This is a genomic window from Streptomyces sp. ISL-1 (genome assembly GCF_018614585.1).
GTDB lineage: Bacteria > Actinomycetota > Actinomycetes > Streptomycetales > Streptomycetaceae > Streptomyces > Streptomyces maoxianensis.
In genome coordinates this window covers 178,817-191,744 of record NZ_JAGGOI010000040.1, presented here as the reverse complement: position 1 = coordinate 191,744, position 12,928 = coordinate 178,817, and the positions used below count along the sequence as shown (strand labels likewise).

At 71.4% G+C, this 12,928-nt stretch carries 13 protein-coding genes; 4 read left to right on the top strand and 9 right to left on the bottom strand.

What is annotated here, in order from left to right; translation table 11 throughout:
• The coding region (panC, locus tag J7E87_RS28305; RefSeq protein ID WP_215097374.1) for a pantoate--beta-alanine ligase at window positions 1–764 on the bottom strand (764 nt) is incomplete at its 3' end.
• Complete coding sequence (locus J7E87_RS28300) at window positions 761–1,681, bottom strand: Rossmann-like and DUF2520 domain-containing protein (protein WP_215097373.1); 921 nt, start codon at window positions 1,679–1,681, stop codon at window positions 761–763. The genes panC and J7E87_RS28300, both read right to left, overlap by 4 nt.
• A gap of 135 nt (window positions 1,682–1,816) precedes the next feature.
• On the opposite strand from J7E87_RS28300, the gene J7E87_RS28295 reads away from it, so the two are divergent.
• Window positions 1,817–2,968 (top strand): low specificity L-threonine aldolase, encoded by a 1,152-nt coding sequence (locus J7E87_RS28295; protein WP_215097372.1) that lies wholly within the window; start codon window positions 1,817–1,819, stop codon window positions 2,966–2,968.
• A 186-nt stretch (window positions 2,969–3,154) separates the two neighbouring features.
• Here J7E87_RS28295 and J7E87_RS28290 read toward each other — a convergent pair whose 3' ends face one another.
• On the bottom strand, window positions 3,155–3,382 hold the full coding sequence (locus J7E87_RS28290; protein WP_215097371.1) for a hypothetical protein: 228 nt from the start codon (window positions 3,380–3,382) through the stop codon (window positions 3,155–3,157).
• Between the two features lie 105 nt (window positions 3,383–3,487).
• On the opposite strand from J7E87_RS28290, the gene J7E87_RS28285 reads away from it, so the two are divergent.
• Window positions 3,488–4,594: a DUF5937 family protein gene (locus tag J7E87_RS28285; RefSeq protein WP_215097370.1), complete on the top strand. Its 1,107-nt coding sequence runs from the start codon at window positions 3,488–3,490 to the stop codon at window positions 4,592–4,594.
• Between the two features lie 361 nt (window positions 4,595–4,955).
• Here J7E87_RS28285 and J7E87_RS28280 read toward each other — a convergent pair whose 3' ends face one another.
• Together J7E87_RS28280 and J7E87_RS28275 are read right to left on the bottom strand one after the other, a co-directional pair.
• A complete protein-coding gene (locus J7E87_RS28280) occupies window positions 4,956–5,627 on the bottom strand; it encodes a response regulator transcription factor (protein ID WP_215097369.1) in 672 nt (223 codons plus the stop codon).
• A 20-nt stretch (window positions 5,628–5,647) separates the two neighbouring features.
• Window positions 5,648–6,847 (bottom strand): sensor histidine kinase, encoded by a 1,200-nt coding sequence (locus J7E87_RS28275; protein ID WP_215097368.1) that lies wholly within the window; start codon window positions 6,845–6,847, stop codon window positions 5,648–5,650.
• Window positions 6,848–6,943: 96 nt separating this feature from the next.
• Here J7E87_RS28275 and J7E87_RS28270 point away from each other — a divergent pair, with 96 nt between their 5' ends.
• Together J7E87_RS28270 and J7E87_RS28265 are read left to right on the top strand one after the other, a co-directional pair.
• Window positions 6,944–7,945, top strand: a complete 1,002-nt coding sequence (locus tag J7E87_RS28270; protein WP_308313103.1) for an SAM-dependent methyltransferase — start codon at window positions 6,944–6,946, stop codon at window positions 7,943–7,945.
• Between the two features lie 179 nt (window positions 7,946–8,124).
• A complete protein-coding gene (locus J7E87_RS28265) occupies window positions 8,125–9,267 on the top strand; it encodes an NADH-quinone oxidoreductase subunit D (protein ID WP_215097367.1) in 1,143 nt (380 codons plus the stop codon).
• Window positions 9,268–9,364: 97 nt separating this feature from the next.
• Here J7E87_RS28265 and J7E87_RS28260 read toward each other — a convergent pair whose 3' ends face one another.
• The 4 genes from J7E87_RS28260 to J7E87_RS28245 all read right to left on the bottom strand — a co-directional run bounded on the left by J7E87_RS28260 (window position 9,365) and on the right by J7E87_RS28245 (window position 12,832).
• The gene (locus tag J7E87_RS28260) at window positions 9,365–10,357 is read right to left on the bottom strand and encodes a hypothetical protein (protein WP_215097366.1); all 993 of its coding nucleotides are present in this window, start codon (window positions 10,355–10,357) and stop codon (window positions 9,365–9,367) included.
• Between the two features lie 84 nt (window positions 10,358–10,441).
• Entirely contained in the window at window positions 10,442–11,413 is a 972-nt protein-coding gene (locus tag J7E87_RS28255) for an ABC transporter substrate-binding protein (protein ID WP_215097365.1), read from the bottom strand.
• Window positions 11,414–11,435: 22 nt separating this feature from the next.
• Window positions 11,436–12,104 carry an ABC transporter permease gene (locus J7E87_RS28250; RefSeq protein ID WP_215097364.1) on the bottom strand — a complete coding sequence of 223 codons (669 nt, stop codon included), beginning with the start codon at window positions 12,102–12,104 and terminating at the stop codon, window positions 11,436–11,438.
• Complete coding sequence (locus J7E87_RS28245) at window positions 12,104–12,832, bottom strand: ABC transporter permease (RefSeq protein WP_308313102.1); 729 nt, start codon at window positions 12,830–12,832, stop codon at window positions 12,104–12,106. The genes J7E87_RS28250 and J7E87_RS28245 overlap by 1 nt, the downstream gene beginning before the upstream one ends.
• Between the last annotated feature and the right edge of the window lie 96 nt (window positions 12,833–12,928).

Sequence of the window (12,928 nt, the reverse complement as noted above, 5' to 3'; positions counted from 1 at the left end):
GCGTCGGCCGCGGCGCGCGCCTCGCCGATCGCGGAGAGCGCGGCGGCGCGGGCGTGCGTGCCGGGGGTGGCTTCGGCGCGGGCGTGCAGCGCCTGCTGGGCGCCGAGCCGGTCGCGGGCGGCGAACAGCGCGCCGGACAGGTTGAGCGCGGTGCGCCGCTCGGCCACCGACAGGTAGCGGTTGCGGCTGGACAGCGCGAGGCCGTCGCTCTCGCGAACGGTCGGCACACCGACGATCTCGACGGGGAAGTTCAGATCGCGGACCATACGGCGGATCAGGGCGAGCTGCTGCGCGTCCTTCTGGCCGAAGAGGGCGACATCGGGGCGGGTGAGGTGGAGGAACTTGGCGACGACGGTGAGCACTCCGTCGAAGTGGCCCGGGCGCGAAGCCCCTTCGAGGCACTGGGCCATCGGGCCCGCGGCGATCCTGACCTGCGGCTCGCCACCGGGGTAGACCTCGTCGGCGGACGGTGCGAACACCACGTCCGCGCCCGCCTGTTCGGCCGTCCTGAGATCGGCTTCGAGGGTACGCGGATAACGGTCCAGGTCCTCGCCCGCGCCGAACTGCAGCGGGTTGACGAAGACCGTGACCGTCACGAAGCCCTCGGGCCCGACTTTCGCGCGGGCGGCGCGGACCAGGGAGGCGTGGCCTTCGTGGAGGGCGCCCATGGTCATCACCACGGCGGTGCGGCCGGGGGCGGCGCGGTGGTCGAGGGCGTGCTGAAGCGCCTCGCGCGTCGGTACCAGTTGGACACTTCGGCTCATCGAGGGTCACCGTCCGCGAGGACGCCCAGCAGATCCTCCGCCATCTCGGGTTTGAGCATGCCGTGCGCGAGGGCGCGGTCGGCAGTGGTGCGGGCCATCGCCAGATAGCCGGCGACCGCGCCGGGGGCGTGCTTGCGAAGCTCCGCGACGTGGGCGGCGACCGTGCCGGCATCGCCGCGGGCGACGGGTCCGGTCAGAGCCGCGTCGCCGGAGCGCAGAGCGTTGTCGAGGGCCGCGCCGAGCAGCGGGCCGAGCATCCGGGCAGGGGCGTCGACCCCTGCCGTACGCAGCAGTTCCATGGCCTGCGCGACCAGCGTGACCAGGTAGTTCGCGCCGAGGGCGAGAGCCGCGTGGTAGAGCGGGCGGGCCTCCTCCTCGATCCACTCGGGCTCGCCGCCCATCTCGATGACCAGCGCCTCGGCGGCCAGCCGCAGCTCCTCGGGAGCCGTCACGCCGAACGAGCAGCCCGCCAGCCTCTGGACGTCCACGCTCGTCCCGGTGAACGTCATCACCGGGTGCAGCGCGAGCGGCAGCGCCCCGGCCCGCGTGGCGGTATCCAGCACCTTCGCGCCGTACCGCCCGGAGGTGTGGACAAGCAGCTGCCCGGGGCGTACGGCGCCGGTCTCCACGAGTCCCTCGACCAGCGCGGGCAGCGCGTCGTCCGGGACGGTCAGCAGCACCAGATCGGCGCGGGCGAGGACTTCTGCGGGCGTCACCAGGGGTACGTCGGGGAGCAGGGCAGCCGCCCGTCGTACGGACGCGTCCGAGACGCCGGAGACGGCGACGGGCCGGTGTCCGGCGAGCTGCAGCGACGCCGCGAGAGTCGGGCCGACGCGGCCTGCTCCGACGACGCCGACGGTCAGACGTGCTGGGCGGTCCCGCGGGTCGAGCGGTTCCTGTGGTGCTGTGGCATTCACGCGGCGGGGGCCTTCCGTTCCAGTCCGCGGGGGGGTACCGGACGATTTCTGGTCATGCTACGCCAGCGCCACTCGCGCCCTTGCGGTTGTCCACAGGCTGTGGGCGAGGTCGGCGGTGTGGGCGATGATCGGGGCATGGCTGAGGAAGCTGAAGTGAGCGAGCAGGACGAGCGGCTGCGCAGGCTCGCCGCGTGGCGGGCCTCGCGCCGGGTGCTGTGGCGGGCCTCCGCGGACCGCCGCGTCGGGGAACGGCTGTCGGCACTGGCGGCGGACGCGGGGGCGGTTTACGACCTGGACGAGTGGACCGATGTGTACGGCAACGGCGTCGTCGCCGAGCTGGAGCGGCGGGTGGCGCAGCTGCTCGGCTTCCCGGCCGCGGCGTACTTCCCGACCGGGACGATGGCGCAGCAGGTGGCCATGCGGTGCTGGGCCGGGCGGATAGGCAACGCGACGGTCGCGCTGCATCCGATGGCCCATCCGGAGCTGCACGAGCGGGGCGCGTTCGGGGTGGTGAGCGGGCTGCGTACGGTCCACCCGACGAGCGAGCCGCGGCTGCCGACGGCCGACGAGGTACGCGACTTCGAGGAGCCCTTCGGGGCGCTGATGCTGGAACTGCCGCTGCGGGACGCGGGTTTCGTGCTGCCGACGTGGGACGAGCTGGTGGCGGTCGTGGAGGCGACGCGCTCACGGGATGCAGTGGTGCACTTCGACGGCGCCCGCCTGTGGGAGTGCGCCCCGCACTTCGGCCGCCCGCTGGACGAGATCGCGTCGCTGGCTGACAGCGTGTACGTGTCCTTCTACAAGTCCCTGGACGGACTTTCGGGCGCGGTGCTCGCGGGTCCGCCGGAGTTGGTCGACGAGGCGGTGGCGTGGCGCCACCGGTACGGCGGCCAGGTCTTCCAGCAGTACCCCGCGGCCCTGTCGGCGCTGCTGGGCCTGGAACGGGAGCTGCCACGGCTGCCGTCGTACGTCGCCCACGCCAAGGTCGTCGCGGCAGCGCTGCGGGAGGGCTTCGCCGAGGCGGGCGTCCCGTGGTTCCGCGTCCACCCGGAAGAGCCGCACACGCATCAGTTCCAGGTCTGGCTGGCGTCGGATGCGGACGCGCTGAACGCGGCGGCGCTCGGCCAGTCGGAGGAGACGGGGGTGACGCTGTTCCGCAGGTGGTACACGCAAGGCTGCCCGCCAGGCATCGCGGTCACGGAGGTGACGGTGGGGGTGGAGGGGTTGGAGTGGACAGGGGAGGACGTGAGGAAGGCGGTGGGGGAGTTTGTGCGGCGGTTGGGGTAGTTCCCCCTGCCCCGCCCCTCCCGAACCTTCCCGAACCTCCGAACCTTTCCGAAGCTTCCCGAAGCTGGGGATGCTCCGCAGCCCCTGGGGATGGGGAACTTGGTGGCTGACGCCCCCACACCCCCGAGCCGACGACGTCGCGGCGGTGGCCCGGGCCGGGTGGAGCAATCCTCGGCGCCCGGGGCCTCAGTGGCAGTCCGCCGACCGTGGCTGGCCGCTCCGGTGGAGCCAGCGGGACAGCGTCTCGCGGACGCGGGATCGGGAGCGGCGGGGCGTCACGACCGCTTGGAAGCGGCGGTAGTCGCGGATCTCCCGTACCACCTGCCAGTCGTGCACGCCCGGCTGCGGCGGAGCCTGGTCGCCGTGCCGGGATGCGCGGTAACTGTCGAGCATGTACTGATGCGTGGCGTTCATGCGTTCACGCTGCGCCCGCCCCCCACCCCCCGTCCCGTCGATTGACGAGCCCCGTCAAATGGTGCGAGCGCCGCCCCCCGGCACCCGCACTATGGAGGCGTGAGCGTGACCATCGACATCGCGGGCCTGTCCCCTGAACGCATCGTCTTCGAGATCTCCCCCCTCGCCGAGCTGGGCGTCGCGCTGCACGCGCTCGCCGAGCCCGGGCACCATCCCGGGCTGCACGGCTGGGCCACCGCCACCACGGCCGGGCTCAAGCCCGACCTCGCCGACCGGCTGCATGAGGCCGACTTTCTGTGGCGGTCGACGTTCTCGGACGTCTTCATGCCGTTCGCGGGCCTCCCGGCCGGCAGCGGCGCCCACACCGGTGCCACCGGCGCCTGCCTCGCCGAAGAGCTGGACCTGCTCGACCGGCTGGACGAGGAACGTTTCGTCTCCGCCGCGCTGGAGTTCACCTGCTCCAACGCGTACGGCATCGGCGGACCCGTACGCCGCGAGCGCGCCCTCGAACTCGCCGCCACCCGCGGCCCCAAGCAGCTCGACTTCACCCGGCGGCTGCTGGACGACCCCGCTTCCGTACGCGCCTGGATACGCCGTCTGTTCGAGGACTGCGACCAGGCCTTCTTCGCCGACACCTGGCGCCGTGTCTCCACCCAGCTCGCCGCCGACGCCCGCCACAAGAGCGAACTGCTGCGTCACAAAGGCCTCGCCGATGCGCTGCACGCCGTCTCGCCCGCTCTCGCGGTCGACGAGGACCGCACCCGGATCAGCGCCGACAAGCTCGCGGACGGGCGCACGACCGCCGTCGACCCCGCCGTCGGCCCCGGGCTCTCCCTCGTCCCGTCCAGCTTCGGCTGGCCGCACCTGATGGTGTTGCACGCGCCCGGCTGGCGGCCGGTGATCCACTACCCGGTCGGCTCGCCCGCACTGCCGGGCCCGGCACCCGTCGAGTTGCTGACGCGGCGGATGGAGGCACTGGCCCACCCCATGCGCATGCGCCTGTGCCGCAACCTCGCCCGCGCCCCGTTCACGACGAGCGAGCTGGCGGACGCGTACGGGATCACCGCGCCCGAGGTCTCCCGCCATCTCGCCGTGCTGAAGAAGGCCGGGCTGATCTCCACGCGGCGGCGCGGCCGGTACGTACTGCACCAGCTCGATGTCGCCGCCGTCGCCCGCCTGGGCAGCGACTTCCTGGAGACCGTGCTGCGTTAGCCGTGGACGCGGAGCATCGGCTTGCCCGTCGTCGCACGGCTCCCGGTCAGCCGGTGCGCCTCCGCCGCTTCGGCGAGCGGCAGTTGGGCCGTCGCCGGAAGCTCCACCTCCCCGTCGGCCCAGCCGGAACGCTCGCTTCGACAGCGCGCGGAGCGCGTCCGGCGCCGTCGTCGGCATCGAAGTGATCGAGAGGAAGGCCACCGACCGTGTACCGGGCTCGAGTTCGGCCGCGCCGAACTGCCACGGCACCGCGTCGCTCGAATTGCCGAAGGCCACCGCCCGGCCGAGCGGCGCGAGCCAGTCCAGGCACCGGTGCAGCCGCTCGCCGCCGAACAGGCGTCGGTCCGCGGCAGCGGGCGACTCAGCCCGCCCCGCCCGCCCGCACCAGGCCCGTCTCGTACGCCAGCACCACCACCTGCACCCGGTCCCGCAGGCCCAACTTGGTGAGGATGCGGCCCACATGCGTCTTGACCGTGGCTTCCGAGAGCACCAGACGGGCCGCGATCTCGCCGTTCGACAGGCCCTGCGCGACCAGCAGCATCACCTCGCGCTCCCGCTCGGTGAGCTTCTCGATCTCCTTGTGCCGCGGCTCCTTGCCGCTGCTGGGCAGCAGCGGCGAGAACCGGTCGAGCAGCCGCCGCGTCGTGGACGGCGCGACGACCGCGTCGCCGCTGTGCACCGAGCGGATCGCGGCGAGCAGTTCGCCGGGCGGCACATCCTTGAGCATGAAGCCGCTGGCGCCCGCCTTCAGCCCGGAGAAGGCGTACTCGTCCAGGTCGAAGGTGGTCAGTATCAGCACCTTCGGCGCGTCCGGCTCGGCGCAGATCCGGCGGGTCGCCTCGACGCCGTCAAGCCTCGGCATACGGACGTCCATCAGCACCACATCCACGGCGGTGGAGCGGAGGTTCTCGATCGCCTCCGCACCGTCGCCCGCCTCGGCGACGACCTCCATGTCCGGCTGGGCTGCGAGCACCATCCGGAATCCGGTGCGCAGCAGCACCTGATCGTCGACGAGCATCACACGGATGGACATGTCAGCAGGTTCCTAGGTCTCTAGAGAGCGGGCTTGAGGGGAAGCAGTGCGCTGATCCGGAAGCCGCCGCCGGGCCGCGGCCCGGTGTCGAGCGTGCCGCCGACCATACCGACGCGCTCGCGCATGCCGATGAGCCCGTGGCCCCGGCCGTCGGCGCCGCCGTCCTCGTACAACTCGTGCGCCGCGCCGCGGCCGTCGTCCTCCACCAGCAGGCCGAGACCGTCGTCGAAGTAGACCAGCCGCACGCTGGCGCCGGCTTCCGGGCCGCCGTGCTTGCGGGTGTTGGTCAGCGCCTCCTGGACGATGCGGTACGCGGTGAGCTCGACGCCGCTTGGCAGGGGCCGCGGCGTGCCCTCGATCTTGAAGTCCACGGTCAGACCCGCGATGCGCACCTGCTCGACCAGGTCCTCGATCTGCTGCACGTCGGGCTGCGGGACGTACTCACCGCTCTCCCTGGCGTCGCCGGTGCGCAGCACGCCGAGCAGCCTGCGCATCTCCGCGAGCGCCTGGCGGCCGGTGGTCGAGATGGTCTCCAGCGCCTGCTTGGCCTGGTCGGGCGCGGCGTCCAGCACGTACGCGCCACCGTCGGCCTGAACCACCATCACCGAGACGTTGTGCGCGACGACGTCATGCAGCTCGCGGGCGATCCTGGCGCGCTCGGCCGCCACCGCGACCTTCGCCTGCGCCTCGCGCTCCTTCTCCAGCCGGGTCGCGCGCTCCTCGAGCTGGGCGAAGTACGCGCGCCGGGTTCGTATCGAGTCGCCGAGCACCCATGCGAGAGCGAAGGTCGCGCTCATGACGATCGTGAAGAAGATCCTCCCGCCGGTGCCGGCCTCCTCCATCGGCCAGCGCACCTGCGCCAGTGTGGCCGCGGACAGCCCGCCGAGGAGCGCCAGCCGGGACGCCCAGCGCGAGCCGTCGTGCGCGGCGACGGTGTAGATGATCACCATCATCGCGAAGTCGGCCGGATTGACCTCGATGTCCAGCACGAGCTGGACGACGCCCAGCACGGCGGCGAGGACCAGCATCCTCTCCGGCATACGGCGGCGCAGGGCCACGACCAGACTCAGCAGGAGAACGATCACACCTGCCGCTGTCCGGGCCTGGACCCCGACGGGCACCTGGATCACCCACAGCACTGAGAACCCGAAGAGCACGACAGCCCAGAAGGTGTCGACGCCCGTCGGGTGTCTGCGGATGAAGTCATAGAGGAGCTGCACGTAACCCAGCGTAGGGAAAGCAGATAGGTGCAAGGGTCAACCGGAGGAGCGATCCGGACTGCGGAAGCGTACTCCGCAAGGTGGAGACTTGGTCGCGTGACGGATGATGTGACGGGTGATACGTGTCAGTGGCGCGGCTGGCGGGAAGCGGCAGAGACCGCGCTGTACGGGCCCGACGGCTTCTATCTGAAGCCCGAGGGACCGGCCGGGCACTTCCGTACGTCCGTGCACGCCTCGCCCCTCTTCGCCGCGGCGGTCGCAAGGCTCCTCCGCACGGCGGCGCGGGAGGCCGACCTCGACGAGGTGGCGCTTGTCGACGTCGGCGCGGGCCGCGGGGAACTCCTCACGGGTGTGCTGGCGGCCCTCCCGTCCGGCTTCCCGGTCCGGGCGTACGCCGTCGAACGCGCCGCCCGCCCGGCCGGCCTCGACCCCCGTATCGAGTGGACCGCCGAGCCCCCGGCGGGCGTGAGCGGACTCCTCTTCGCCAACGAGTGGCTGGACAACGTCCCGGTGGATGTCGCCGAGGTGGACCCGGACGGGGTGGCGCGCTACGTCCTCGTAGGCCCGGACGGCGCGGAGCGCCTCGGCTCCCCCGTGGGCGGCGCGGACGCGGACTGGCTGGCCCGCTGGTGGCCGCTGGTCGAGCCGGGCGCGCGGGCGGAGATCGGCCGCCCGCGCGACGAGGCATGGTCGGCGGCGGTAAGCACGCTGGAGGCCGGCCTGGCGGTCGCGGCCGACTACGCGCATGTGCGGGACAACCGGCCGCTCTTCGGCACACTGACCGGCTTCCGGGCGGGCCGCGAGGTCCCTCCCGTCCCGGACGGGAGCTGCGACATCACCGCCCATGTGGCGCTGGACGCGTGTGCGCTGCCGGGCGCGGAGCTGCTGCCCCAGCGGGATGCGCTCGCCCGCCTGGGCGTCACGGGCGGACGTCCCCCGCTGTCGCTGGCGACGTCCGACCCCGCGGCGTACGTCCGCGCGCTGGCCTCGGCGGGCGAGGCGGCGGAACTGACGGCGCGGGGGGGCCTGGGCGATTTCGGCTGGCTGCTGCAGCGGGTGGGTGGCGGGACCTTCGAGGCGGGAACCACGCGATCCTGAAGTCCGGGAAGAGCGGGACCACCAGGCCCGTCCTGGGGGCACCTCCCAGCGGTAGCTAGGGGAGATTGGGGACCGGGCCCTGGGGCGGAGCACCAGCTTCGGGACGGGGCGGGATGGGGGAAAAGCCCTCCGCAGGAGCCCCCGCCCGCCCCGCCCCCCGACCGGTGGATACTGGCGCCATGACGGAGACCACGGTCGGCATCGGCGGCGCGGCGGAAAGCACCGACATGGTGCTCAACATCGGCCCCCAGCACCCCTCCACACACGGCGTCCTGCGCCTCCGCCTCGTCCTCGACGGAGAGCGCATCCAGCACGCCGAGCCCGTCATCGGCTATATGCACCGCGGTGCCGAGAAGCTCTTCGAGGCGCGCGACTACCGCCAGATCGTGATGCTGGCCAACCGCCACGACTGGCTCTCCGCCTTCTCCAACGAGCTCGGCGTCGTGATGGCCGTCGAGCGGATGCTCGGCATGGAGGTCCCGGAACGCGCGGTCTGGGTCCGTACGCTTCTCGCCGAGCTCAACCGCGTCCTCAACCACCTGATGTTCCTCGGGTCGTACCCCCTCGAACTGGGCGGGATCACCCCGATCTTCCACGCCTTCCGCGAACGCGAGGACCTCCAGCACGTCATGGAGGAGGTCTCCGGCGGCCGGATGCACTACATGTTCAACCGTGTCGGCGGCCTCAAGGAGGACCTTCCCGCGGGCTGGCTCGGCCGGGCCCGCCACTCGGTGGCGGAGCTCCGCTCCAGGATGGACGTGTACGACCGGCTCGTCCTCGGCAATGAGATCTTCCGCGGCCGTACGCGCGACGTGGGCGTCCTGTCGGCGCAGGCGGTGCACGCGTACGGAGTGAGCGGCCCCATCGCCCGCGCGTCCGGCGTCGACTTCGATCTGCGGCGCGACGAGCCGTATCTGGCGTACGGGGAGCTGCAGGACACCCTCAAGGTCGTCACTCGGGCGGAGGGCGACTGCCTGGCCCGCTTCGAGGTGCTGCTCGACCAGACCCACAACGCGCTTGAGCTGGCGGACGCGTGCCTGGACCGGATCGCAGAGCTCGCGCCTGGGCCGATCAACCAGCGGCTGCCGAAGGTGCTGAAGGCGCCCGAGGGTCACACCTACGCCTGGACCGAGAACCCGCTCGGGATCAACGGCTACTACCTGGTCTCCAAGGGCGAGAAGACCCCGTACCGGCTGAAGCTCCGCTCGGCGTCGTACAACAACATCCAGGCACTGACGGAGCTGCTGCCGGGGACGCTGGTCGCGGACATGGTGGCGATCCTGGGCTCCCTGTTCTTCGTCGTCGGCGACATCGACAAATAGCGCTCGTTGGACAAGTAGCCAGGGCGGGTTGGACGAGTGGCTCGGGCGGGCAGGCGACACCCGGGCCAAGCCGTACTCGGGCTGTCGGCCGGGGCCGTCAGCTGACCGCGTCGCGCAGCTCCACCACGTCCAGCTGCTCCGTCTCGTCGTGCGCGGTCAGGTCGATGACCTTGCCGACCGCGCGCGAGTCCGCCGTACGCTGCGCGGCCAGCTCCTCGCCCACCACGTCAGCCAGATCCTCGTTCTGCGCGGCCTCTATCGCCTTCTGCGCACCGGGACCGGGAACGCCGTCCCCGGCCGTGCCGAAGAAGTCGAAGCCGCCCACGGGGCGCTTGGGCCGCCGGCGCTGCGGACCGTACGGAGCGATCGCTGTCGCCGCCGGGACAGGACGACGGGCGGGGACGGCGGACGACGGGCGGGTGTGCTGCTCCCCGCCGACGACCGCCGCGTGCTTCCCCTGCGGCTCGTCCGCCTCACGGCGCTCGGCCAGATCGCGCTGCCGGGCGTCCTCGACGGTGCGCTTCGCCTCCTGCGCGGCGGCGTTGCGCGACAGATTGTCCAGCGCCCTGGAGGCGAGGAGATACGTGGCCGGCGTGGGCGTGGACCCTGCCGCGGGCAGCGCCCTGACCGGTGCTGCCGCTTCGAGGGCGAGCTGGCGGCGGCCCTCGAGCGCGCTGGCGCGCTCGGTCTCGGCGGTCGCGTACCGCCGCAGCAGCGCGGCGTGCTCACCGCGCAGCGCGGCCAGCTCGACCCGCTTGGCGCGCAGCCTCGCGTCCAGCTTGACGCGCAGCTCGCGCGACTCCTCGATATCCGTCTCGAGCTCGGCTACGCGCTCATCGGTCTTCCACTGATCGCTCGCGCGGGCACGAGTGAGCTCAGCGACCCTGCGCCCCGCGGCCCGGTCCCAACTTCGCATCAGGACCGCGCCGGTGACGGCGGCGGCCGTCGCGGCGGTGACCAGCGACTGGAGCACGACTGGCTCCGCCAGAAACCACGCGCCGGCGGCGCACAGCACCGACGCTCCGGCGACCGCCGCGGGCGGCAGCAGCCTGTGAAGGGGCGGGGAATGGCGGTGGCGTCCACGTGGCATGGCCTGAAATTTACCGTGCGTAGACGCCGAATGGGGTGTCGGCCCGGCAAATCTCTCGGTGAAAGAACGCCGGGCCGCACCTCGCTACTTCTTGAGCAGGCCCTTCGACTCGAGATAAGCCTTCGCCGCGTCCTCCGGCTTGGCCCGCTCGGCGTCCACCTTGCGGTTCAACTCCGCGAGATCCTCGGTGGTCAGCACCTTGGTGAGCTTGTCGAGGACGTCGGCTATCTCCTTCGATCCCGCGTCCTTCGCATTGACCACCGGCAGGACGTTGTCGGCGTTCTGGAGCTTCTTGTCGTCCTCGAGGAAGACCAGGCCGTCCAGCACCGCGTCGGTGGTCGTGGTCAGCACCAGCTGGTCGGCGCCGTCCTTGACCGCCTGCTTGGACTGCGGGGTGCCGACTCCCTTGGGGTCTATGCCCGTGACATCAATGCCGTACGTCTTCTTCAGACCGGGCGCGCAGAACGGCCGCACCTCGCACTCGTCACCCGCCGCGATCTTCACCTTGAGCTTTGACTTGCCAAGATCGGAAAGAGTCTTGAGGTTGTTCTTCTCGGCGAATTCCTTGCTCACCGCGAAGGCGTTCTGGTCGACGGCCGCGCCGGCCGGCAGCACCTTCAGTCCGCGCGGCTCGGCGAGCTTGGTGAGCGCGGCGACGGTTGCGTCGACATCGCCGGACGCCACCGGCTTCTCGTCGGGCGCCTTCGGCCCGTTCACCTTGGCGTTGAGGAATTCGGCGATCGTCGCGGCGTATTCCGGGACGACGTCGATCTCGCCCTTCTCCAGGGACGGTTCGTACAGCTCACGGTTCTTCACCGTGGTGACCGACGTCTTGTATCCGGCGTCGGCAAGGATCTGCGCGTACAGCTCGGCAAGCACCTTGGACTCCGTGAAGGACGCGGCGCCCACGACGAGCGCGCCCTTCTTGCCCGACCCACCGCCCGATTCCGAGCCGCCCTTCTCCTTCTCCAGGCTGTCGCCGCCACATGCGGCGAGAGAACCCGTCAGGGCCACCACACCGAGTACCGCACCCGCGATGCGCGAGGTCTTGCTCATCAGGTTCTCCGTCCAAGTGTTGTCACACGGTCTTACGGAGGGGGCTCAGCAGCCGGTCGGCCGCCACCAGCGCCCCTTCCACGAGCAGCGCGAGCAGCGCCGCGAGCAGCGCGCCCGCCACCACCTGCGGGGTGTTGTACGTGTTGAATCCCGCGGTGATAATCCGGCCCAGACCGCCCTGGCCGACCATCGACGCGATCGTGGCCGTGGCCACCACCTGCACGGCGGCCGACCGCAGCCCGGTCATGAGCAGCGGATAGGCGAGGGGCAGTTCGACCCGGAAGAAGAGCTGGCCGCCGGACATCCCCATCCCCCGCGCGGCCTCCACCACCGCCCGGTCCACCTCGCGCATGCCGACATAGGCGTTGGTCAGCAGCGGCGGGACCGCGAACAGCACCAGGGCGATGATCGTCGGCAGATAGCCGGCGCTGCGCAGCGGCGTGAGCATGAAGAGGGCGAGCACCGCGAAGACGGGGATCGCCCGTCCGGCGTTGGAGATATTGACGGCGAGCGCGCCGCCCTTGCCCAGATGCCCCAGCCACAACGCGACCGGCAGGGCGATGGCGCAGGCCAGTGCGAGGGCGATCCCGCTGACGTAGACATGCTCGCCAAGACGGTGCCAGGCACCGCTCTCCCCCGACCAGTTGGAGCCGGTGGTCAGCCACGTCCACGCGTCGGCCACTACCCCCATCAGCCCGCCACCTTTTCCTTCACCGTGCGACCCGGCGCCGGCTTCGCCGTGTGTATTCGGGTCCAGGGCGTCAGCAGCCGCTGGAGTCCGAGCAGCAGCACATCCGCCACGGCCGCCAGCAGCACACAGAGCACGGACGCGGTCAGCACCTGCGCCTTGAAGGTGGTCTGCACTCCGTCGTCGATGAGATTGCCCAGACCGCCCTTGCCGACCAGGGCGCCGACGGTCGTCAGGGCGATCGTCGAGACGGTCGCTATCCGCAGGCCGGCCATCAACGCGGGCAGCGCGAGCGGCAGTTCGACCTCCCAGAGCAGCCGCCCCGCTCCGTACCCCATGCCGCGCGCGGTTTCACGCGCCTCTTCGGGCACCGCCTCGAGGCCCGCCATGATGTTCCGTACGAGAATGGTGAGCGAATAGAGCACCAGGCCGGTCACCACCAGCGCCGCGGACAGACCGAAGACCGGCAGCAGCAGCGAGAACATCGCCAGCGACGGAATGGTGTACAGCAGGGTGGTGAGCCCCAGCACCGGGCCGGCGAACCGCGGCTCGGCGCGGGCGAGCAGCGCCAGCGGAAATGCCACGGCGAGGCCGATCAGTACGGACACCACCGTGATCCAGACATGCTGGACAGTCGCGTCGGTCAACTCCTGGCTGCGGGTGCGGACGTACTCCCCGCAGATCCAGTCATTGGCCGCCAGACAGCTCTGCGCCACAAACTGCGTACTCACCCATCCCCACCTCCCCGGAGCGCCGAACGTATGTATGCCTCGCGACCCTATCCCCGAGCACTGACAATCACCGAGGGCCGCCACATTGCAGCAACA